Raw genomic sequence first — 22,808 nt, forward strand, 5'->3', positions numbered from 1 at the left:
AGGTATTCTACCGCTTTGCTCCAAGCTATCTTGGTTGCCACACTCTTTTACTACTTGACCCGAACCGGATAGAGTTCTGGTTTCGCGGTGCTCGGGGGCACGCCCAACACCTGCATGGTGCGCTGTGCCACCTGGTTGAAAGCAGGGACAGCAACTACTGAGCCGTAGGCGGTTGTTTTTGGTCGGTATGTGACCACTAGAATCGCAGCAACCGGGTCTTCAGCCGGAATCAGCCCAGCGAAGGAGCCAACATAACCTTTACGACCGAAAATCTGGGTAGTACCAGTCTTACCTGCGACATTGTAGCCGGGGACATCCACTCGCTTCGCAGTACCGTCCTCGGAGACTACACCCTGCATCATGTTGAGTAGAATCTGGGCCGAGTCAGAGCTGATAACGCGTTGCGGACTACTCAACGGAACTTTTTCATACTGCCCGTCTGGTTTCGTATAACCGTCGAGGATCCGGGATTGGTTGCGCACTCCCCCGTTACCGATGGTCGCCAGCATATTCGTCACCTGCAGAGGGGTAGTCGCTACGCCCTGTCCAAACATGGTGGTGTAGCGTTGGCGTCCATCCCATTTTTCTGGGCTTTCTAGGATTCCGCCACTCTCCGAAGGCAGCTGAATGCCAGACTTCTCGCCCCATCCAAAAGCGCGCATTAAATCGTAGCGCTCCTGATCTTTCACTTTGTCACCTACCTGCACGATGCAGGTATTAGACGATTGCGCAATAATGCCTGCGGCGCTCAGCCTCTCTGTGGGATGCTCATGGGAGTCCCTAAATTCTTGGCCATTTGGCATGGTGATTTTTCCCGGGCAAGAGAAAGGTGTTAAAGGCTGCACGACACCTTTTTCCAATGCAGCTGCCATCGTAATGAGTTTGCCGGTAGAGCCAGGCTCATAGGTATCTTTTACCGCGTGGGAACCGAACTGAACATTGGTGAAATCTTTAACGTCTTTAAAGGCTTTCACTCCAGAATCACCGATGGCTAGGATACGGCCGGTTTTTACTTCCTCGACCACGACCACGACCCATTCGGCCCCGTGCTTTGCCTGCGTCTGGTCCGCAACCTCTTGGCTAAACGCGGTCAAATCTGAATTGAGGGAAAGGTGAATACTGGTTCCGGCCTGGGCGGGAGTCTCCTCACGAACACCGCCGGGAATAACCGCACCGGTGCGACCTGCAACCTCCACAGAGCCCCGACCAGGCGTGGACTTTAGAGTGTCTTCCATGATTAGCTCAATACCCGCAATCCCAACGGTATTGGAGTTATCCTTTGGGTCAGCCGCCATGAAACCGAGGATATTTGCTGCTGTCGCGCCCTTCGGGTAAAGGCGTTCTGAGCGGACATGCGTGCTGATACCCGTAATATTCAAGTCAATGATTTCTCGGCGTACCTCAGGCGTGACCTTAGTAGCAATCACCTTGTATTGCGACTTGTAAGGGTTGCGTTCTGCAGTTTTATTCAGAACTTGCGCCTGTGCGGCTTTACCTTCTACTTCACTGTGTGGGGGTTGTGAGAGCATTCCGCCGAGGATGGCTTCGTCCATGTCGAGGATGGGGGCGAGTTGACGAGCGGCTTCAACTGGACCGACCCCAACAATGTGGTACTTGTTATCTTGCCCTTTTTCGTAGTGCACATATTGGGCGATATTCGTGGGGTCAGCAATAATGTCGTATCTGGTAGAAGATGAAGCCAATACGTTGCCGGCCGCATCGTATATGGTGCCCCGCGGGGCATCCAAGGTGTAGCTAACTGATCTTCCCTTCACACCCTGTGCAGCATATTCTGGTCCGAGCACCACCTGCACACGGAACAAGACTACGACAAGGAAGATAACTAGGGCAGCGAGGAGGATTCGTAGGCCATGGACACGCTTTTGAAAGTGCGTCTTATATTGGGAGAAGCGTTTTGCGAAAAATCCAAGCCGTTTGCGTGGTTTAGTCGCAGACGGTTTGGATTCTTTCACTTTCGCATCTTTGCTCTCAGTCACCGAGCTGGACTCCCGTTTCCGATTTCACCAGTTTCAAGGTTCACATAACCAAAATTGGTGTTTGCGACCATACCGAGCTCCTGTGCGCGCTGGGAAAGTGAGACCGAGGAAGACAACTCATTGAGCTGTTCGGTGTAGGCTTGATTCTGTTCCTGGAGTACCTTTAGCTCACTCTGCAACTCTCCCATTCCGAGAGCGTTATGAGCTAATAGCGTGGAAATGAACAGGGAAATTGCTACCATGGCGATTGCCCCAATCAACATCACAGCGACGGTAATAGCTCCTGATGTGCGAGGCCGCACTGTCGGAATAACCGCTAGCTGCGGGGCCTGCTCCCGCTGTGACCGAGGGCTCGGCTGAGCGCGAAGATTGGTATTACGAGCTGTCGCTACTGCGCTCATTTGTTACTCCTTGACACTTGGCTGATTGGGTTATGATTTCGAATTTTTTCTACGGCTCTTAGCCTTACAGAAGCAGATCTGGGATTGTGTTCCCGTTCCTGTTGATCAGCTTTTTCGGCTCCCTTGGTAAGTGCTTTCAAATAGGGTTGGTACTCTTCAGGGATGATTGGCAGATCTGGTGGGGCACTATTGTTTAGCCCTGCACTGAAGGCGCGTTTGACGATTCTGTCTTCGAGGGAGTGATAAGACTCCACGACCATTCGTCCACCCAAACTCAATGTCTCTAAGGCGGCAGGAACTGTGCTTGCTAAAATATCTAGTTCTGAGTTGACAGCAATCCGCAGGGCTTGGAACGTACGCTTAGCTGGATTCCCGCCAGTTCTCATAGCGGCTGCGGGGAGAGCCTCACGAATCAAGTCAACCAGCTGCTGGGTAGACTCAATCGGAGTGTGCTCGCGACTGTTAAGGATTGCTTTGACGATTCTGCCGGCATTTGGTTCTTCGCCATAGGTGCGAAGAATCCGTGTGAGTTCAGCGGGGGTGGCTTCAGCTATGAGTTCTGCAGCGGAGATTCCTTCGGTCGGATTCATCCGCATGTCCAAGTGTGCGTCACGCGCGTAAGAGAAACCTCGCTCTACCTCATCCAGCTGGAGAGAGGAAACCCCTGCGTCAAGTAAGATGCCATGAATGGCGGTCCCATGAGTTGCGGCTACCGCAGGAATCTGATCATAAGTAGTGTGATAAGGCTGAAACCTATCTCCGAAACGCATCAAGCGTCGCGAAGCCATCTCTATGGCTTGAGGATCGCGATCAATCCCTAGCACAGTGACTTTGGGAAACCTCTCTAGGATTCCTTCAGTGTGTCCACCCATACCTAGGGTGGCATCAATGATTACAGAACCATCGTTTTGAGCCACGGGGGCTAATAGTTCAAGACACCGTTCCAGCAATACCGGCGTGTGCGCAGCGGCTGCGTCTAGTGTTGCCACGGAGTCTCCTTTCGATTTGTCCACCAATGCATATCTTTCGGGTGATGCAACCAAATCCCTGCCCGACCTGATCTGGAATCGGGGAAGTGACCCCAGAGCTTCGGCCAGAGATTTCATTGCATCTGTTTGTTTAGAAGAGGCCGGGAATAATCTCCTCAGCAGTATCTGAGAAGTCATCTACCTCAGCCTCCAAGTAATCGTTCCAAGCCTGTGCGTTCCAGATTTCCACTCTGTGTCCGGCACCGATCACGACCAGGTCACGGTCAAGGTTGGCGTAGGAACGGAGATTAGCGGAAATACTAATCCGGCCTTGCTTGTCAGGATTCTCAGGCTGAGCACCTGACAGCATGACACGGGAAAATGCCCGCGCCTGCTTCGAGGTTAGAGGGGCCTGCTGTAGGGTTTCGTAGAATTTTTCGAATTCTGCGACCGGAAAGACGTACAGGCACCGCTCTTGTCCCCGTGTGATGATTAGCTCTCCACCCAACTGATCACGCAGTTTCGCAGGCAGAATCAAGCGTCCTTTGTCATCCAGCTTAGGTTCATAAGTGCCCACGAATCCGCTTAGCATGTCCCCTCCTCTCTGAAGCTAGGTTTGGCTATTCGTTACTTAATCCACCACTTTACTCCACTTTCACCCACAATGTGTAGCTTTGCCGGTGTTTCTTGACATATATTTCCACTTTTTTAGTGAAATTTCAGCACTTAACACCGGTGGAGGAAAATATTTAACCTTTTCGGATTTTTCAAAGAAGAAGCAAACTACAAGTCATCAGACTCCAGACATACAAAAACCGCCATTGCTTTACGCAATGGCGGTAGAAAGTTATTTTAGGTTCTGCTCAGCAGGCGAAACTAGTTCCTGCGACGCTTATCAAAAGCCTTACGTTGCCGTTCTCCGAAGGAACCTCCACTTGGCTCAGAACCTTTGTCCCTTTTGCCAGCGTGTTCTTTGCCTCCGATGGCAGAATTTATCACCACGTAAATTCCACCGAACATCAGCAGTACCCCAACTACTCCAGTAACAATGCCAAGAACTGAGTACCCGATGGTCACACCGGTCAGTAACACAGCCAGACCTATCAGCACGAGGAGACCACCCAAGGCAGCTTTGCGCGGCGACCAGCTCAACTCAATCTTATTCTGATTCCGAGCAGCTGCCTCGCTGGCGGGTTTAGCGGGCTCAGCATGATCACCGAACTCTCGGAGTCGTTCCGAGAACTCAGCATCATTCAACAAGTCTTGCTCCATTCGGTTCAAGATCTCGTTATCGTCATCTGAGAAAGCCACCGCTTTACCTCTTTCCAATCAAAGAAATTGATGCTTCATTTTCTCATACTGCAGCAAAGCTGTCACTCTTGAGGGAATAAATCATCCTTAGGTAGGTGTCTTTCCTCCCGTTTGCCTCTCTCTGATAGCAAGGTCGCAGCCGAAACTACGTCAGACCCAAACCTCTCTCTGAGCTGATCCGCAGCTGTCTCAACTCTGCGTTGTTTCGGATCTTCATCAATCAGAGCTTGCACGCCTAGCGCCGCACTGAGGAGCCGTTCCGCTTTAACTCCGACCAGACGGATGCCATCAGGAGGAAGAGGGAGTTGGCGAAATAGCCTGCAAGCCGCTTCGTAAATCGTTTTCCCTGTGTCTGTGCCTGTAGGCAGAGATGTAGACCTCGTTAAGGTCTTAAAACTACCCGAGCGAACTTTGATTGAAACGCCCCTCGCGAGTAATCCTTTCCGCCTCAAGCTGCCTGCCACTTGGTGAGATTGTCGTAGCATCACGGCCTCAATCTGCCCGGCCGAGCGCAAGTCAGTTTCAAAAGTCTCTTCATGACTAATGGATTTATCAACCTGTTTGGTTTCAATCTGACGCCGGTCAATGCCCTGCGCCAGCTCTTGCAACTTATGTGCGGATGCGATGCCGAGGGCGCGCACCAGCCTAGACCGATCAGCCTCGGCCAGTTCTTTCACCCAGTCGATACCGATGCGGTGCAAAACCTCTTGAGTTCGTGACCCCACTCCCCAAAGCGCGCCGACTGGAAGCTCATGCAGAAAAGGCACAGTTTGAGGTTGCGGAATCAACAGCAGGCCATCAGGTTTTGCCTGAGTGGAGGCAATCTTTGCAACAAACTTGACGGAGGCAATCCCCACCGTGGCGGTCAACCCCAACTCATTACTGACACGTTCTCTCACCAGGTTGCCGATTTCGACAGCCGAGCCCAAGCGCCGGCGTGCGCCACCTATCCCTAGAAAGGCCTCATCAATACTGACTTGCTCTACTTCTGGCGTAATCTCGCGCAAGATTTCCATCACTGCAGCAGAGGCAGCGCGATATATATAATGACGAGTAGGTAAAACCGTGGCGTGTGGACAAAGACGTAAGGCGGCAGACATAGGCATCCCCGCATGCACGCCATATTCGCGAGCTTCATAGGTTGCGGTAGTGACCACCCCACGAGCTGAAGAACCCCCGACGATGACAGGCTTCCCAACTAACTCTGGATGTTCAAGTAACTCCACCGCAGCGAAGAAAGAATCCATATCAACGTGCATGAAATCACAACCGGAATCATCCTCGCCCCAATTACGGCGAGCTGCCGATACGCGAACTGTACGTGACACGATTTTCCTCCTTCCTCCCCTAAGCTTACGCACATGGACTTCACAATATAAATAGGATAAGTTCTTTGCCATGCCTAAATCACGCTCAAAGAATGCCCCGAATCTCCGTCAGCTACCTGTTGAACCTGTGCAGATTGACAGCGGAAAGGTACAACTGAGGCGCGTTGATAACGGAATCATGGTTGTCATTAACAATGCAGAGTCCTCCATGATTGATCTCACCGACCCCACCTACCTTGAGTTTGAATACATGCAGCATATGACCATTCTGACTCACGTGTGGCGTTCAGAGCCCACCGCTATTACAGCTTTACACCTCGGAGGCGGAGCCTGTTCACTCGCCAGAGCTTGGGCACATCTGCGTCCGGGAAGCAAGAATAAAGTAGTAGAGGTTGACGGTAAACTTGCCACTTTGGTACGTGAATGGTTTGATCTCCCCAGCGCCCCTGCCGTCAGCATCAGGGTGGGAGATGCCCGCGTCGTAGCAGAACAGTTACGAGACGGTAGTTACGACGTGATTGTGCGCGATGTTTTCGCCGGCATAAAAACCCCTCTAACAGTGAGTTCTACGGAGGCAACCGGGCACTATGCGCGGGTCTTGCAAAATGATGGACTCTTTCTAGCCAATATTGCGGCTACCCCCGGTGATGAGACCGCGGCGCGAGAGTTCCGCACGATTGCAGAGCACTTCCCCTATCTAGTGGCGGTGTCTTCACCCAAAGTGGCGCGCGGGCAACGCCGAGGCAATATTGTGGTTGCGGCCAGCCGGGTGCCTTTCGATCTAGATGCGGTAGATGTAGAACTGCGTCGCTGTCCCCTGCCTGTCAGCCGCGTTGATAGCAAGACCTGTAAAAGATGGCTACGCACCGAGCTGCTCCTAGACCCACCCCGCGAAGAATCCTCCTAACTGCTTTCCGAGGGGGTTTCGTCGCCTTCTCCGCTAAGGCGCGGATCGCGCCGAGGACGCCGCGGGAACCGAGACTTTTCAGCGGGCTTTTGCGTCTTCTCCTTGCGATCTTGTTCGAAACGTAGGAAAGACTCCAAGGAATGACCAATCTCATCGGCGGAAGGAATCGCGGTGTCTTCAAAACTGGTAGAAGGTGTCTCGATCGACTCGTCATGAGCCGCAACGATACTGTCGAACCTTTCCTCCAGCATCTTGACTAGCCCAGAAAGTTCTTCATTCTCCTGCAGTCCGGTCTCAATTTCAGTGCGCGCCTGATGTGCCGCCGCCTGTAAATCACCTACCGGCAAGGAAAGTCCACCCATTTGCCCGATCGCCTGAATTAGCTCAGAAGCGGCCGGGAAGTACTCTGTCTCGTGCAGGTAGTATGGTACCGAAGTGACCAAACCAACGGACTCTATTTCACTACAGTGCGCCAGACGCTCCTGCAAGAACATAGAGGTTGAGGTGGCTACACTCATCAAGGAGATTTCTGGAAGCGTATCATCCTCGTCCCTCAAGTCAGTGGAAGTCAGATGCACCCGCGTCGGCCTCGTATGCGGGACCGCAGCCGGAACCGACATCAAGGAAATCGCCTTCTTTACACCCGCTTGCTGAGCGAAAACACGAACCTGCTCCGCAAAAGCCTCCCACCTGAAATCAGGCTCCGGGCCGTGCAGAATCAAGAAGGGATTCCCCTCCAAATCAGACGCTAGCTCCAAGGCAATCTCCGCGGTATCCACCTTGGTCAAAGTCCAGTCCCGAACCGTGGCCACCGGCCGTGAGGAACGATAATCGACCAGTTCATCAGAGTTAAAAGTAGCGACTCTGCCCACGACTGTAGCGTCAAACATTTGCAGCATTGCCAAGCGGCAGGCAGCCCCTGCATCAATTGCTCCATGCAGGTAGTGGATGAGAACCGGAGCCTGAGCGTCAGAGTGCGGGCCCGCTGAAAATAGCGACTCGTTCATGAAGGCACCTCCTGTACGAAAACCGTTCGTACTCAATCTGATGAGCCTATTATTATCCTCTTCTACTGTACTCAAACGCCAGTGGAACATCCTAAAAACAACCAATATTCGCCTTCAGCGTCAAGCTAGCTGATTATCGTCCCTCGCTCTGTTCTGGACAGGATAGTATTATGGCTTAGATTTTAGTGCGTAAGCTCGCTGGAAGGAGGTGGGTAATGTCCGCAGACAAGTTGCAGCGGGAGATCTCGCATGAACAAGCTGCCGTTGACCGAGCCTATCAGGTTCTGGACAGCACTAAAGCCCTCTATCGAGAAAGGCAACGCCAAGTAGCCTCCACTGGAGCTTGGGGCTCGCATCAAGCCCGCACCGAACGCGACGCAATCAGTTCCCACTATGGGGATGAAGCGGCGCGACTAGAGCAAGTCGATGACCGCTTGGTCTTCGGACGAATCACCAAAACAAATCACGATACTCACTATATTGGTCGGGTCGGTTTGGTTGATGAACATGATAATCGTGTTCTGCTTGACTGGCGTGCACCAGCGGCACTCCCCTTCTATCAGGCGACCGCGGTAGAGCCTTTGGGTGTCTCCATGCGTCGGCATATTTCCACGAAGCAGCGCACCGTGGTGGGTTTAGAGGATGAGCTACTGGATGCCTCAGCTGTGGGCGAGATTAATAACCTGCAAGGTGAGGGGGCACTGCTGGCCGCCCTGTCAGATGCGCGTGACAGCTATATGAGCGATATCGTTGCAACCATCCAGGCCGAACAAGACCGCGTCATTCGCTCTGACGATTCCGGGATTGTGGTGGTCCAGGGAGGCCCTGGCACCGGCAAGACCGCGGTGGCGCTGCACCGCGCCGCCTATCTGCTCTACTCACAGCATAAGCGTTTAGCCCGTTCCGGGGTTTTGATTGTCGGACCCAGCCCAGTTTTTCTGCGCTATATTGAAAAGGTTCTCCCCTCTTTAGGTGAGACCGGCGTGGTTTCTTTGACTCCGGGACAGCTGGTTCCCGGGGTCATTGTGGGGGCCGAGGAAGAAATCCCCCTCGCCCGCCTGAAGGGTGACCCGCGTTGGGCCGCCTCACTGCTGAAAGCCGTCAAGCAGCTACAACGAATCCCGAAGCAACCTGTTGAACTTACAGTGACCCATAGGCGACTCACGATTACCCCAGAGATGGTTCGGGAAGCTCAAACGAAGGCGCGCCGGACTTCCCGTCACCACAATGAAGGTTGGTCTACCTTCGCAAGTGAGATAATGTCAGCTTTAGCCGATCAGCTCTTGAGTGACCAGGAGGAATACACGCCTGAGCAAAAGTCGTGGGCGTTGGCGGATATTCGTTCCAGCGATGAGGCTAGGAAGGCGATTAATCTATTGTGGCTACCTGCTACTGAACAACAGTTACTCTCTCGACTTTTTGCTGATTCCCAGCGCCTCGCGAAAGCCGCAAGTTGGTTGACTAGCAGTGAGGTAGAACAGCTGACCAGGCCACTGGGGAGCGCGTGGACTGAAGCTGACGTGGCGCTCTTGGATGAGGCCGCAGAACTTTTGGGGGAGCACCCGATGGTGACGCGGCAGAATGAACGCCGGAAGGCGGGCCGTGAGCAGACATTAGAGCAAGCTGAAGCAGTAATCCAAAGCGGAATTGATCAATCCGGCATTGTGACAGCAGAAGTACTAGCACAGCACTATGACCATGAGGAACGCGCCAGTTTGAACTCTCTGGCGGTAGCGGATCGGACTTGGACATACGGGCACGTAGTGGTGGACGAGGCGCAGGAGCTTTCTCCAATGATGTGGCGCGCTCTGCTCCGACGCTGCCCAGCCCGCTCATTCACAGTTGTTGGAGATTTGGATCAGCAAAGAGTGGACCATCAGCAAAGGACCTGGGCAGAGGTTTTGGGTCCAGCAGCACAGTTCTTGAGCTCTGAGGTGGTTTTGACTACCTCATACCGGACTCCCGCCACTATTACTGAGGCCGCAGAGCGAGTCATGACAGAGTACGGGAGAAGCGTATTGTATCCAGTTTCGGCGGTTCGAGACGTCCCTGATTGCCTCCATTTCTACGAGGTCACTCCCCGCTCTGAACTTGCGAAGAAAACTGCTCAAGTACTTGATGAGTGCAGAGAGAGGCTTAACGCTGAAGTCGGTAGCGACGCGGGCCGCATTGCGGTAATTGTTCCCCGCCCAGAAGACATCAAAATGGTTATCGAAAGCTGGGGCAAAACAGACAGTAGGGTGATTATCACAACCGCTAAAGAAACTAAAGGGTTAGAGTTTGACTCGGTAGTTTTAGTTGACCCAACCAGCATAGCTACCGCCAGCACAGGGGACTTATATGTTTCTATGACACGCCCAACTAGAGAGCTATTTATCATCGAAATTGATAGAGAACTCAAGGGATTACGAGCACTTTAGTTTTGTAGATATACAGGCTCGCACTATCAGTAGATAACAAACTGATATTCTGTACGCAGTGACCCAAGGAGGCCCAAATGGTAAATGCTCTGACTAAGAATCTGCGAAAAGAATACGCTGCTAACGTCCGCTCAGAAATCGTTGTTTCCGATAATACCCTGTGGGATTTACTGGAGACCACCGCACACTACTATCCGGATCGGGTGGCCTGCGATTTTCTTGGCGCGACTTTGACCTATCACCAGCTTGAAGATCAGGCTCGCCGCGCAGCACAGGTGTTTGTTAATGCCGGCGTTAAGCCTGGTGACCGAATCGGCTTCATCATGCCTAACTGCACCCAGCACATTGTCGCCTTCTACGGCGCCGCGCTCGCTGGAGCGGTAGTTGCGGAGCATAATCCGCTGGCTCCAGCTGGAGAGTTGGAAGAGCAAATCATTCGCCACGGCGCTAAGGTCTTGGTGGTCTGGGAAAAGAGCTTTGACCAGATTGTCGAAACTGCAGCTAAGCACAAAATCAAGGTAATGACTGTTAACTTGACCTTGGCCATGAAAACCCTACCCCGTCTGCTTTTGAGCACGCCGTTGCCGGCAACCAAGGCTGCTCGGGCTAAGATTCGCCCAGCTATTCCCGTCCCCGCCTCCGTACCTAGTTTCGAAAAACTTGTGTTGTTCGCAAAACCCCGTGCAGGAAAGGCTCCTACAAAACAAGAGGATACTGCAATCCTTTTACATACGGGCGGCACCACGGGCACGCCGAAAGCAGTTGAACTCACTCACTTCAACTTAGTTGCGAATGTGGAGCAAGCCCAGGCTTGGGTACCAAATCTACATGAGGGCGCAGAAGTATTCGCGGCCGCGCTTCCTTTCTTCCACGCTTTCGGCCTGACACTATCGCTAACTTCGGCAGTTAGTTTGGCCGCAACGATTCTAATCTTCCCAACTTTCGATGAGGACATGGTGCTCAGCGCTCAACAGCGCCGCCCAATTACTTTCTTTCCGGGTGTGGCACCGATGTTCAAGCGCCTGCATGCGAAGGCTAAGGAGCAGCAGATAGACCTGAGCTCCATCCGCTACACTCTCTCCGGAGCTATGGCACTTGATGGCATGATTGCCCGCAACTGGGAAACTTTGACCGGTGGCCTAATTATTGAAGGCTATGGCATGACAGAGGGCGGACCAATTCTGTTGGGGAATCCCCTATCTGAAAAGCGACACGCGGGCGCCTTGGGCCTTCCTTTCCCGTCTACCGAGGTCCGCATTGCCGACCCAGAAGACCTTTCCAAGGATGTACCCTTGGGTGAGCGTGGCGAGATTCTATGTCGCGGCCCCCAGGTATTCAAGGGCTACTTGAACAATCCTGAAGAGACAGCCAATACCAAGTGGAAAGACTGGCTTCGCACTGGAGATATCGGCTATTTCGACCCCGAGCGCAAGACGATTGTGATGGCGGACCGCGCTAAGGAAATGATTATTTCTGGCGGCTTCAATGTCTATCCGTCACAGGTTGAGAATATTGTGCGCATGATGCCAGGAATCGAGGACGTGGCAGTAGTAGGCGTCCCAAACGCAACCTCAGGTGAGAAGATTGTCGCAGCAATTGTCCTTGATGGTACCGCCCGAGTTGACCTGGACGAACTCTACAAGTGGGCAGAAAAGAAACTTTCTCACTATGCCATGCCCCGGCAGCTTGAAATTGTCGAAGAGCTTCCCCGTTCTCAGGTTGGCAAGGTATTACGTAGAGTAGTTCGCGAACAACTGCTGGCAGCACAAGAAGGCGTATCCAAACTCGGCGAGCAGACGGCCGATACGTTTAAGGAATGGGGCGGCCAGGCCAAAGCTGTAGCAGATCAGTTATTCACAGAAGGATCTAAGTCGGAAACTGACGACAAATCATCTTCTGATGGTGAATAGTCTGAGTCTTTCCTCAGTTCACGAATAGCTGCTTCGAAATCATCCAAGTTATCGAAAGATGAGTAGACTGAAGCAAATCTCAGATAAGCAATCACATCAAGCTTCCGCAGGAAAGGCAAGACCGCTTTGCCTACCTCGTCGGTGGGGATAATTGCGAGACCGGAGGCCCGCAGGGACTCTTCAACTTGGGCAGCCAAGATATCTAGGTCATGGTCAGAAACAGGACGCCCCTGACATGCCTTGCGAACACCTGATACGACTTTCTCTCTGCTGAACGGTTCAATTACTCCAGACCGTTTTACCACGCTGAAGGAGAATGATTCTAAGGTTGTGAAACGCCGTTTACAGGAGGGACATTCCCGACGACGGCGAATCAAAGTGCCATCATCAGCAGTGCGTGAATCAACAACTTTTGAGTCCGGATGCTGACAGAACGGACAATGCATCGTACAAACCTTTCGATTAAAGTAGTGCGAGCATTATACCGTTTTACCCTCCCCCATTGCCTTTTGAAATCTAGTTTTAGCCAGCAGGAATCAACAATACTTGACCTGCCACCACGCCAGAGTTAGGAAGTTGATTGAGTTCTTGAATCAGAGCCATCATGTCAGTGACGCTATAAGACCCCCGCACCCTTGAGGCGATGTCCCACAAAGTGTCACCTTGAACTACCTGATACACATCAGATGCTACCGCGGAAGGAGTAAATAGGGAACCGACCAATAGTCCGGCAAAGATCGATAAGCTAATTGCTGCGAGAACGAAAACTGCTTTGACCGACCAGGATTTCACCATAATTAGACGCTCTTCCCTAGCCTGCGCTAGAGCTAGGTCTTGCCGACGTTGCTCTGCACGCTCACGAGCGATCCGGTGTGGGTCAGATTCAGATCCCACCACATACAAAGCCGGACGCGTAGCCACATAGCTCCGCGAACGCTCAGCCGCTAATTCAGCTACTCGTAACGCAGTCATTTTATTTCCTTTCGAACAGCTGTTCGTCGAACACTTGTACTATATATCTTGATGTAAACAATTGCAAGCTTGCAATTTTTACTTATATATCAACACAAACCCATTTGCTCGAACACTTGTTCTATACTTCAAGTTAGGCTATGCTGTTAAACAAGTAGAACAAGGCGGCGGGACATTTAAGGAGTACCGATGACTGCTTCAGAAAATACAATTGTAGATGGCACCAACCTCTCCTCTAGACAAGAAGCTATCTGGCGCGTTCTCCATTCGCATATTAAACAGGCCGGATATCCGCCTTCGATTCGCGAATTAGCCCAGGAAGTTGGTTTGGCCAGTCCATCCTCAGTAAAGCATCAGCTGGACATACTGACGAAGCTCGGATACATCCGGCGCGTTCCTAACCAACCCCGCGCTCTTGAAATACTAATTAGCCCAGACGGTGAAGCGCCTCTTTTGGAGAGCTCCCCTAGCCCGGCAGAGATAGCAGACCTTTCGACAGAACAGAAGGTTGAAGACGTAGCTCTCGACCTTTCTGAAGCCTTCCTTCCGGAAGATATGATCACGGTACCGTTGGTAGGTCGCATTGCAGCTGGCGTCCCTATTACCGCAGAGCAGGCAGTGGAAGATACCTTCCTATTGCCACAGCAACTGACCGGTCAAGGTGATCTATTCATGCTATCGGTTAGCGGTGACTCCATGATCGACGCAGCGATTTGCGATGGTGACTGGGTGGTGGTGCGACGCCAAAATGTCGCTGAACAAGGTGAGATAGTGGCAGCCATGTTAGATGGTGAAGCAACCGTCAAGGTTTGGTCTCAGCGGAACGGACATGCTTGGCTACTCCCCCGAAATTCCAACTATGCGCCGATTCCCGCTGATCACTGCACGATTTTAGGAAAAATCGTCTCCGTTCTCAGGGCTCTATAAAGCTACCAAATACAAGATTCCCCAAGCCAGAACAGCCGGCTTGGGGAATCTCTTTACTGAAATGTTAGAAGCCCAGCTTACGGGCAGCTTCACGCAGACGCTGAGCAGACTCAGTAAGTCCATCACGCTCAGCCAAAGTAAGCGGCGGGGTAAGGACTCGGCCAGCACCATTGCGTCCAACGATAGTAGGAGCAGCCATACAGACATCCGAGATACCTTCCCAGTCTTTCAACAGGGTGGAAATAGTGAGGACACGCTGTTCATCGCGCATGACTGCACCAACAATCTGGCTTACAGCTAGGCCAACCGCATAGTTGGTTGCACCCTTACCTTCAATAATTCGGTAGGCGGACTCTACGACATCCTTACGGATACGTTCGCGCAGCTCCGTGTCAAACTGCTGACCGGAAAGAGTTGGACCCCAGTGACGCAGGGGAACGTTGCCAATCTCAGCTGAGGACCATAGAGGCACCTCCGAGTCACCGTGCTCACCGGCAACATACGCGTGAATATTTTGCACAGCAACACCGGTTTCCAGAGACACGAGGTAGCGCAAACGCGCGGTATCGAGCACAGTACCAGAACCGAACATCTGTTCCGGAGACAGGCCAGAAATCTTCAAGGAAGCATAGGTGACAACATCCACCGGGTTGGTGACCAGGATATAGACCGCGTCGGGAGCGACTTCCTGTACTGCCGGGATGATAGTCTTCATCAATCCAACTGTTGCATCTGCTAGATCTAGGCGGCTCTGTCCTGGCTTCTGTTTTGCGCCGGCAGTGACAATCACGACGTCTGCATCGCGGCAGATTTCTATATCGTCTGAACCAGAGACAGCACTCATTGGGGTGAACTGAATGCCGTGCGCAATGTCTAGTGCTTCAGCCTGAACTTTCTGCTTATTGATGTCATATAGAACCACTTCGGACGCATGACCGGCAATCACACAGGCATATGCCAGAGTGGCGCCTACTGCACCTGCGCCAATAATCGCAATCTTTGAACGGTCGCCACGCTTTGTCGGGTAAAGGGTCTTTGCTTTCTCAGACATTCTTCCTCCAAGTAATTTTGATGCTGTCACATCTTATGAATATCTTAAACGGTCACTGCTGGTTTAGTCTCTCCAATGCGGCCCTTACCACGACCGGATCGACAGTCCTCCACATCTTAGGAAGAGAACTCATGATGAAAGACCCGTATTGCTTGGTGCGTACCCGCGGGTCGAGAATAGCCACCACGCCGCGATCCGTAGCGCGACGGAGCAACCGTCCAGCCCCCTGAGCCATCAACAAGGCAGCCTGAGACAAAGAAATCTGCATAAACGCGTTTCCGCCATTACGGCTCACGGCCTCCGAGCGGGCTTTAACCAAAGGATCGTCCGGGCGGGGGAAAGGAATCCGATCAATCACCACTAGGCGACAAGAATCACCGGGCACATCCACCCCCTGCCAAAGCGATAAGGTGCCCACCAGGCAGGAGTCTTCATCTTCTTTAAACTGATTGATTAGAGTGGGTAGCACGTCATCACCTTGACAGTACACGGTCAAATCCGTGTCAGAGCGGAGCCGTTCTGCTGCCAGCTCTGCACCTTTCCGAGACGAATAGAGGGCTAGCACTCCCCCTCGTGCAGCCTCAGCCAAGTCCACTAGCTCCTGTAAAGCTTGCTCAGTCGGACCCTCGCGACCCGGTGGTGGGAGATGCTCAGCCACGTAGATGATGCCTTGCTTAGGATAGTCGAAAGGTGAGCCCACATCTACGCCACGCCAGAGCTTATCTGACCATTCAATACCGGTTTGCCGTGCCATCACCAAAAAATCACCACCTATATCCAAGGTGGCTGACGTCAAAATAGTGGTATGCTCAGCCCACAGCGACGAAGCCAACATTCTTGAAACCTGCAAAGGCGCGGCAGATAGATGCGGGTTGCTGTCGCGATCACGAGAAACCCAGCGAGCCACGCTCTCATCATGCGCTAACAGGACACTAAGTTCCTCCGCTAATTGTCCGGCCATATTTTTCGCTAGGGTCAGCCCATGACCGGCAGAGTCTGAAGATAATCTTTCAAGGTGCTTCATTACATCTAGGGTTGCAGCCATTGCAATCCGTAGCGCTTCCTCGAAAGCTTCCGGACCGCTCCCTCGAATCAGCCCCTCAGGCATTTTCCGCATTTCTTGGTCGAGGGCACGTCCGGCTGCCACTAAATCATCAGTGCCGGTCTTACCATTACGGCGAATACTTTCAGCGACACTCTTCAAACTATTACCTGAAGTGGAAACCGTGGCCTGGGAACGCGCAATACTTTCCAGCTCATGGGCTTCATCCACAACAATGCAGTCAAACTCAGGTAGCACCGTTGACTTCCCAACCGCGTGTATGCCTAAGAGGGCATGGTTAGTAACCACTATTTGAGCTTTCTGGCAGTTCTCCCTCGCCTGCATTGCGAAACAGTCTTCCACCATGGGGCAGTTCCGCCCTAAACAGTCACGTTTGCTAACGGAAACGGCACGCCAAGCTCGTTCAGAAACACCAGGAACCAGATCATCCCTGTCACCGGTTTCCGTCTCTTCCGCCCAGGCCCGCACCCGCTGCACTTCAGCTCCAAGGGCAGTGAGAGAATCGCTGGAATCCGAATCAGAAAAATCGCTGGGATCAGCAAATAGAGTATCTTGTGGATAGCCGCCGCCTAGTTTGAACTGGCAAACATAGTTGTTCCAACCTTTCAGCAGGGCAACCCGGGGAATAGTCGGCGCTTCCTCGGCCAATACCTGTAACACCTGGGGGACATCCTGCGTGAGTATCTGCCGTTGCAGACCCAAGGTCGCGGTCGACACGATAGCGCGCTCACCGGTAGCTAGGCAATGCGTCATCAAAGGAGTCAGGTAGCCCAAGGATTTACCAGTACCCGTGCCCGCCTGGACCAGCAGGTGGCTTCCCTTATGCAGGGCTTCTTCCACCTCTGCAACCATCTGACGTTGACCTTCCCTGACCACGCCGCCCATCTCGGCGACAACTTGATCAAGTAAGTCTAAAGCGGCACTAGCCATCGGCCGCCTCAGTCAGTTGAGACGCCAAATAGGAATCAACAAAAGCATGCAGCTGGTATCCCTGATCGGTATGATCCAAAGAGATTACCTCTCCCTCTTCATGGGCGCGCGAAACCAAATCGCCGCGAGAGTATGGCACCAAGAGATCAAGTTCTACCTCAGGAACGGGCAGCTGGCGAGCAATCATATCTTTCAGCTGCTCCAGCCCCTGACCAGTATGCGCCGAAACGACCACACTATTGGCGTATTCACTGCGAAGTCGTGCAATCTGTTCAGCCGAGGCCAGGTCGGCTTTATTCAACACAATAATCTGTGGCAAATCTGAAGCGCCCTCGATATCTGCCAAGACTTGACGGACCGCCTGCACCTGCCCTTCCGGGTCAGGGTGGGCGGCATCAACCACATGTAAAATCAGGTCGGCTTCACCTACCTCTTCCAAAGATGAGCGGAAAGCTTCAACTAGCTCGTGCGGCAGGTTACGCACAAAGCCGACGGTATCGGTAAGTGTATAGTCCCGCCCATCCGGGGTGCGCGCCTTACGCACAGTCGGGTCTAAGGTTGCGAAAAGCGCATCTTGAACCATCACTTGCGCATCCGTAAGACGGTTAATCAAGGAGGATTTACCCGCGTTCGTGTAGCCGGCAATGGCAACAGAGGGCACCCCGCCGCGGCGCCGGGTTGCCCGCATAGTGGAGCGAGAAGGAGCCATTGCCGCGATTTCCTTGCGGAGCTTCGCCATGCGCTGATGGATCCGCCTGCGATCGAGCTCAATCTTGGTTTCACCAGGGCCACGGGAGCCAATCCCCGCACCGCCAGCTACCCGGCCACCGGCCTGACGGGACATCGATTCACCCCAGCCACGCAAACGAGGCAACAGGTACTCAAGCTGCGCTAATTCCACCTGAGCTTTACCTTCACGAGACTTCGCGTGCTGCGCAAAAATGTCCAAAATCAAAGCGGTCCGATCCACCACCTTGACTTTCACTACGTCTTCTAAGCCGCGGCGTTGTGAGGGAGCCAAATCAGTGTCAACAATTACCGTGTCAGCGCCTGTGCTTTTTACGATTTCCGCTAGTTCACGGGCTTTACCTTTGCCCAGATAGGTGGCAGGATCAGGAGTCTGCCGTCTTTGCAGCACCCCGTCTAAAACTTCTGATCCGGCTGTTTCAGCCAGTGCCGCTAGTTCCCGTAGAGAGTTCTCCGCATCCTCGGCGCTGCCCTCAGACCAAACTCCAACCAGAACAACTTTCTCCAACCGAATTTTTCGGTATTCCACCTCAGAGACGTCTTCTAGTTCGGTACCGAGGTTGCCCACCCTTTTCATGCGGGCACGAGCTTCACGCTCAATTTCGCCAGCCTCATGCCAATCAGAATGCCCGCCAGTTGACTGCAAGGCCGTTCCGAGACGAGCTAGTACGCGCGCAGCAACGTCTTCGCCTCTTTGTTTTTCATTGGCTGTTTCAGGTGTGACCGTCACTAATTATCCTCTCATTGTTTATCTTCCAGTTTGTCACGTTTTCTCCGCTTTCACCTCAGCACACACGAAGCTGTGTAAAACACGCTAAATTAGTAGCGATGAGTGAACATTATTTTAGTGATACGAATCCGGCTACGGCCACAGAAATCACGCGTAAAGAGATACGGATTCGCGGGCGAAGCTATCAGATTGCCCTCGCCCCGAAGGTTTTTTCGGCTAACCGGTTAGATTTAGCAACCCAGGTACTTTTGGATTTTGTCCCACCCCCCACCGGGCGGGCCCTAGATTTAGGTTGCGGCTGGGGACCGATCACCTTAGCTTTGGCTGCCGAGCTTAACGAAGGCGAGGGAGCGCGGCCACAAACCATTCGTGATGCAAAAGTTCTGGCAGTGGATGTGAACCCGAGGGCGCTACAGCTTACCGAAGAAAACCTGCACGCTAATCAACTGCCCGGAGTAAGGGTCTGTAGGGCTGAAGAGGCTCTCGCAGAGTGTCTCGCGGAGGGCCTAGATTTTGACACTATCTGGTCTAATCCCCCCGTGCGGATTGGTAAAGAAGCACTACATGAGTTGCTTTCCCGTTGGCTTCCTTTGCTTTCTGAAAGCGGAACCGCATATTTGGTGATTGGTAATAACCTGGGCGCTAAGTCTCTTTTACAGTGGCTCCAAGAAACCGGCTGGGACGCGCAGAAAGTTAAGTCAAAGAAAGGTTTCGCTATCTTACAGGTGCGTCACCAGCAGTCTTAGAAGACTGAATCTTTCGCTGCTGCTTGTTCGATAAATTTGAGTGCCTGATGAAGTATGCTTTCCGCGGGCTGCGGGGTGTTAATCCAGTGAATCCGCGGGTCGCGGCGGAACCATTTGATCTGTCTGCGCGCCAGCTGTCGGGTCGCTAGCGCAATCGATTCGATTGCTTCAGCCTCGGTCATCTTCCCGTCTAGAACGGCAAGGGCTTGGGCATACCCGGTTGCCCGGGAAGAGGTTTTCCCCTCTCTGAGTCCTTGCGGAATCAAAGCTGCGGTTTCTTCAATCAGGCCGTCTTTGAACATCTGCTGCGTACGCAACATAATATTGCGGTCAAGGTGCTCTAGGTCTGGACGCAAGCCGATTTGTACCGTTGGTTTCACATAGGTGTAGTCGGGAAGGTTAGCGCTAAAAGGTTTACCGGTGAGGGCAATGACTTCAAGAGCACGAATCACCCGGCGTAGATTAGGTGCTTCAATCCGCTCTGCGGCGATTGGGTCCTGTTCCGCCAGCCTGCGATGCATTACGGCGGGGCCCTGCTTCTCAGCCTCAGCTTCCAACTGGGCCCGCAGCTTTGAATCGGTGCCAGGAAATTCGATTCTATCTAACAGAGCACGCAAGTAGAGCCCTGAACCTCCGGTGACGATAGGGGTAGTGCCATTGTTCTCTAAACTCTGAAGCTGTTCTCGCGCAGCTTTTTGGTAGGCAGCCACCGAAGCCTCATCAGTCACCTCTAGGACATCCAGCTGATAGTGGTCAATCCCTTGACGTTCCGTTAAGGTCGCTTTCGCGGTGCCGATATCCATACCACGATAGAGTTGCATCGCATCCGCGCTAATGATGGCGGCGGGAGAAAGCTGCTGCGCCACAGAGATGGATAGCCCGGTTTTCCCTGAGGCGGTGGGTCCTACTATCGCTATAATCACCAGCCTATTGTATCTGCTCCGCACCGAAGTGGAAGGCTGAGCTAGCGGCGATAGCCCGCACTTTCCCTCAGCGCGCTAAACTGGAAGGGTGAGTAATGAGATTCTTCCCGTCACCTATGAACGGATTATGGCACAACTTCGCGCTGATCGGATTCCGCACGTGCTGACCGCTCAAACCGGCCCAATTCTGGCGGTGCCGCTACCTGCCATTTTGAACTACACGATTAGTGAGGGCGGCGGACTGACGGTGACAGGTCAGTGGAATCGGACGCTTCATACCAGCCATATTTCTGCCGCACGGTCCGCTTGCGCAGAATATAACCGCACCCATGCGGGACCGGCTTTGCACCCGCAAATGGACGACTCTGGTGCCGTCAATATTGTTGGCTCTGCATTGGGCTGGACTGTGGAAGGCGTAGATGATGATCAGCTTCGCGCCTGCATCCACGACACCGCCAATCAGTTCATTGATGCCAGTAATTTCTTGGACGCCCAGTTCCCTGATAACTGGAAAGAAGGAGCTTAACATGGCGCAGGCAACAGTCACAGTAGAGCGTATCGAAGCCAGCTTATTGGAGCAGGGATACAGCACCAGCCGCCTCGATAATGGGGTTCTTTCTGGTATCTGGAATGGGCAGGAGATTAATATTTCTTGCTCACGGGACTGGCTGCGGGTGGAAACCTCATGGGATCCAGCGCGCTGGTCAGACGTGTACTCCACCCTGCCGGAGGACACTCAGTTGGAGTTAGCCACGCTGGCCTGCGAGCAGTGGAATTCGACGCACGTGCAACCGCGCGCCTATCCTCTGCATGAGCCTACCGGCTGGTTCATCAACCTGGATGTGGTGGCTGGTTGCCGCCACGGCTGGAATGACCAGCAGTTGACTGCTTACCTGACTTTCGCGTTGACGGCTGCCGTGATGGGGGCCGAGGACGTATCGGCTTTCCTGCCGCCGCTAGTTTGAACGAATCCGCGGCATTCCAATGCCGATGGCAGTGGATTGCGCCTCTTTCAAGGACTCTTGCTGGGCCTGCCAAGCATCGCCGGCCCGGGTGGCACGCAAACGGTATTCTCCGCCTTCCAAAGCTGAATCAGCCACGAGGTGATGCGGCGCACCATAAGTGACCCGGGCAGTGACCATATCTCCTGGCCGGGGACGGGGAGCATCCTTCGGTAGCGCCACATGCACCAGTCGGTTATCTGCGGCACGTCCGGTCACTCGCAGGCTTTCTTCATCCTTGCGTCCTTCACCCTCGGCAATCAAAACATCGACTAGGCGACCTTCTTGACGTTTGTTTTCTTCGAGGGAGATACGCTCCTGCAAAGCCACCAGCTCCTGGTAGCGTTCTTTCTTAACATGTTCAGGAACTTGATCATCACGGTCAGCGGCAGGGGTTCCCGGTCGCGGAGAGTATAAGAACGTGAAGGCAGAAGCGAATCGGGACTGCTCAACAACCTCCAGAGTTTGCTGGAAATCTGCATCAGTTTCGCCGGGGAAGCCCACAATAATATCAGTGGTGATAGCGGCTTCGGGAATGTACTCACGGACGGTGTCTAGAATCCGGTTGAACTTGGAGCGACGGTAGCTGCGGCGCATCTGCCGCAAAATATCGTCAGAGCCAGACTGTAAGGGCATGTGGAGGCTGGGCATCATGGTCTCGGTTTCCGCCATCGCGTGAATCACGTCATCGGTGAAAGCCGCCGGATGCGGGGAGGTAAAACGAACCCGCTCCAAGCCTTCAACCTCCCCAGTGGCGCGAAGCAACTTCGCGAAGGCACCTCTATCGCCAAAGCTAACGCCATATGAGTTTACGTTCTGCCCCAGCAGAGTAACTTCAATGGCCCCCTTGTCTACTACCGCGGCAACTTCAGCGAGGACATCTCCAGGCCTGCGGTCGCGTTCTTTGCCACGTAGGTGCGGCACAATGCAGAAAGTGCAGGTGTTGTTGCAGCCGACGGAAATCGATACCCAGGCTGCGTAGACGCTTTCACGTTTAGTGGGAAGGGTGGAGGGGAAAGTTTTCAGGGACTCTTCTAGTTCCACGGCGGCTTCCGCGTTATGGCGGGCCCGCTCCAAGAGCACCGGCAGTACGTCAATATTGTGGGTGCCGAAGATGGCGTCGACCCAAGGCGCTTTCTCTAGGATCCTTTCACCCATTTGTTGAGCGAAGCATCCACCCACCGCAATCTGCATTCCGGGGCGTTCGCGTTTCACGGAGGCTAGCTGGCCGAGGTTACCGTACAGTCTGGTGGCAGCATTCTCACGGACAGAACAGGTGTTGAGCACAACTACGTCGGCGCCCCCATCTCCGGCTTCGGTGGCACGGGCGCTTAGTTCAGGAACCGTGGTAACGTCAACTAGACCTGCTTGCTCAAGTAGGCCAGCCATCCGCTCAGAGTCGTGGACGTTCATCTGACAGCCCAGCGTGCGGATCATATAGGTACGTGGAAGTGAAGTAGTCATCTTGT

At 53.3% G+C, this 22,808-nt stretch carries 21 protein-coding genes; 7 read left to right on the forward strand and 14 right to left on the reverse strand.

The window, feature by feature from the left end:
* Positions 1 to 50: 50 nt before the first annotated feature.
* The 6 genes from BM477_RS04500 to dinB all read right to left on the reverse strand — a co-directional run bounded on the left by BM477_RS04500 (position 51) and on the right by dinB (position 6,005).
* Complete coding sequence (locus BM477_RS04500) at positions 51 to 1,997, reverse strand: peptidoglycan D,D-transpeptidase FtsI family protein (RefSeq protein WP_084543713.1); 1,947 nt, start codon at positions 1,995 to 1,997, stop codon at positions 51 to 53.
* Positions 1,994 to 2,398 (reverse strand): cell division protein FtsL, encoded by a 405-nt coding sequence (ftsL, locus tag BM477_RS04505; RefSeq protein ID WP_075361486.1) that lies wholly within the window; start codon positions 2,396 to 2,398, stop codon positions 1,994 to 1,996. Before ftsL ends, BM477_RS04500 begins: the two co-directional genes overlap by 4 nt.
* Positions 2,395 to 3,387 (reverse strand): 16S rRNA (cytosine(1402)-N(4))-methyltransferase RsmH, encoded by a 993-nt coding sequence (rsmH, locus tag BM477_RS04510; protein WP_245792869.1) that lies wholly within the window; start codon positions 3,385 to 3,387, stop codon positions 2,395 to 2,397. The genes ftsL and rsmH overlap by 4 nt, the downstream gene beginning before the upstream one ends.
* 130 nt (positions 3,388 to 3,517) lie before the next feature.
* Positions 3,518 to 3,958: a division/cell wall cluster transcriptional repressor MraZ gene (mraZ, locus tag BM477_RS04515; protein WP_075361487.1), complete on the reverse strand. Its 441-nt coding sequence runs from the start codon at positions 3,956 to 3,958 to the stop codon at positions 3,518 to 3,520.
* A 284-nt stretch (positions 3,959 to 4,242) separates the two neighbouring features.
* Positions 4,243 to 4,677, reverse strand: a complete 435-nt coding sequence (locus tag BM477_RS04520; RefSeq protein WP_075361488.1) for a DUF3040 domain-containing protein — start codon at positions 4,675 to 4,677, stop codon at positions 4,243 to 4,245.
* A gap of 62 nt (positions 4,678 to 4,739) precedes the next feature.
* Entirely contained in the window at positions 4,740 to 6,005 is a 1,266-nt protein-coding gene (dinB, locus tag BM477_RS04525) for a DNA polymerase IV (RefSeq protein WP_075361489.1), read from the reverse strand.
* A gap of 70 nt (positions 6,006 to 6,075) precedes the next feature.
* Here dinB and BM477_RS04530 point away from each other — a divergent pair, with 70 nt between their 5' ends.
* On the forward strand, positions 6,076 to 6,912 hold the full coding sequence (locus tag BM477_RS04530; protein ID WP_075361490.1) for a spermidine synthase: 837 nt from the start codon (positions 6,076 to 6,078) through the stop codon (positions 6,910 to 6,912).
* On the opposite strand, the gene BM477_RS04535 is transcribed toward BM477_RS04530, so the two are convergent.
* Positions 6,909 to 7,919, reverse strand: coding sequence for a PAC2 family protein (locus BM477_RS04535; RefSeq protein WP_075361491.1), 1,011 nt, complete (start codon positions 7,917 to 7,919; stop codon positions 6,909 to 6,911). The two genes, BM477_RS04530 and BM477_RS04535, sit on opposite strands and share 4 nt — an antisense overlap.
* Positions 7,920 to 8,134: 215 nt before the next feature.
* Between BM477_RS04535 and BM477_RS04540 the strand changes: the two genes are divergently transcribed.
* Positions 8,135 to 10,339, forward strand: a complete 2,205-nt coding sequence (locus BM477_RS04540) for a HelD family protein (protein WP_075361492.1) — start codon at positions 8,135 to 8,137, stop codon at positions 10,337 to 10,339.
* A gap of 77 nt (positions 10,340 to 10,416) precedes the next feature.
* On the forward strand, positions 10,417 to 12,249 hold the full coding sequence (locus BM477_RS04545) for an AMP-binding protein (protein ID WP_075361493.1): 1,833 nt from the start codon (positions 10,417 to 10,419) through the stop codon (positions 12,247 to 12,249).
* Here BM477_RS04545 and nrdR read toward each other — a convergent pair.
* Both nrdR and BM477_RS04555 read right to left on the reverse strand, forming a co-directional pair.
* Positions 12,186 to 12,695, reverse strand: coding sequence for a transcriptional regulator NrdR (nrdR, locus tag BM477_RS04550; RefSeq protein WP_075361494.1), 510 nt, complete (start codon positions 12,693 to 12,695; stop codon positions 12,186 to 12,188). The genes BM477_RS04545 and nrdR overlap by 64 nt on opposite strands.
* 76 nt (positions 12,696 to 12,771) lie before the next feature.
* Positions 12,772 to 13,221 (reverse strand): LysM peptidoglycan-binding domain-containing protein, encoded by a 450-nt coding sequence (locus BM477_RS04555; RefSeq protein WP_075361495.1) that lies wholly within the window; start codon positions 13,219 to 13,221, stop codon positions 12,772 to 12,774.
* A 189-nt stretch (positions 13,222 to 13,410) separates the two neighbouring features.
* Between BM477_RS04555 and lexA the strand changes: the two genes are divergently transcribed.
* A complete protein-coding gene (lexA, locus tag BM477_RS04560; RefSeq protein ID WP_075361496.1) occupies positions 13,411 to 14,148 on the forward strand; it encodes a transcriptional repressor LexA in 738 nt (245 codons plus the stop codon).
* Positions 14,149 to 14,212: 64 nt separating this feature from the next.
* Here lexA and BM477_RS04565 read toward each other — a convergent pair whose 3' ends face one another.
* Genes BM477_RS04565 through hflX form a run of 3 tightly spaced genes read right to left on the reverse strand, consistent with a single transcriptional unit; the run spans position 14,213 to position 18,669 of the window.
* The gene (locus tag BM477_RS04565; RefSeq protein WP_075361497.1) at positions 14,213 to 15,199 is read right to left on the reverse strand and encodes an L-lactate dehydrogenase; all 987 of its coding nucleotides are present in this window, start codon (positions 15,197 to 15,199) and stop codon (positions 14,213 to 14,215) included.
* 52 nt (positions 15,200 to 15,251) lie between these two features.
* The gene (locus BM477_RS04570) at positions 15,252 to 17,192 is read right to left on the reverse strand and encodes an ATP-dependent DNA helicase (protein ID WP_075361498.1); all 1,941 of its coding nucleotides are present in this window, start codon (positions 17,190 to 17,192) and stop codon (positions 15,252 to 15,254) included.
* Positions 17,185 to 18,669, reverse strand: a complete 1,485-nt coding sequence (hflX, locus tag BM477_RS04575) for a GTPase HflX (protein ID WP_075361499.1) — start codon at positions 18,667 to 18,669, stop codon at positions 17,185 to 17,187. Before hflX ends, BM477_RS04570 begins: the two co-directional genes overlap by 8 nt.
* 98 nt (positions 18,670 to 18,767) lie before the next feature.
* On the opposite strand from hflX, the gene BM477_RS04580 reads away from it, so the two are divergent.
* Positions 18,768 to 19,415, forward strand: a complete 648-nt coding sequence (locus BM477_RS04580; RefSeq protein ID WP_075361500.1) for a class I SAM-dependent methyltransferase — start codon at positions 18,768 to 18,770, stop codon at positions 19,413 to 19,415.
* Here the strand turns inward: BM477_RS04580 and miaA are convergent.
* Positions 19,412 to 20,338: a tRNA (adenosine(37)-N6)-dimethylallyltransferase MiaA gene (miaA, locus tag BM477_RS04585; RefSeq protein WP_245792870.1), complete on the reverse strand. Its 927-nt coding sequence runs from the start codon at positions 20,336 to 20,338 to the stop codon at positions 19,412 to 19,414. The genes BM477_RS04580 and miaA overlap by 4 nt on opposite strands.
* An 88-nt stretch (positions 20,339 to 20,426) precedes the next feature.
* Here miaA and BM477_RS04590 point away from each other — a divergent pair, with 88 nt between their 5' ends.
* Positions 20,427 to 20,864: a hypothetical protein gene (locus BM477_RS04590; protein WP_143230206.1), complete on the forward strand. Its 438-nt coding sequence runs from the start codon at positions 20,427 to 20,429 to the stop codon at positions 20,862 to 20,864.
* Position 20,865: 1 nt separating this feature from the next.
* Positions 20,866 to 21,303, forward strand: a complete 438-nt coding sequence (locus BM477_RS04595; protein ID WP_075361502.1) for a hypothetical protein — start codon at positions 20,866 to 20,868, stop codon at positions 21,301 to 21,303.
* Here the strand turns inward: BM477_RS04595 and miaB are convergent.
* Positions 21,295 to 22,803 carry a tRNA (N6-isopentenyl adenosine(37)-C2)-methylthiotransferase MiaB gene (miaB, locus tag BM477_RS04600; protein ID WP_075361503.1) on the reverse strand — a complete coding sequence of 503 codons (1,509 nt, stop codon included), beginning with the start codon at positions 22,801 to 22,803 and terminating at the stop codon, positions 21,295 to 21,297. The two genes, BM477_RS04595 and miaB, sit on opposite strands and share 9 nt — an antisense overlap.
* Between the last annotated feature and the right edge of the window lie 5 nt (positions 22,804 to 22,808).

It is taken from the genome of Boudabousia marimammalium, assembly GCF_001936115.1.
GTDB classification, from domain to species: Bacteria; Actinomycetota; Actinomycetes; order Actinomycetales; family Actinomycetaceae; genus Boudabousia; species Boudabousia marimammalium.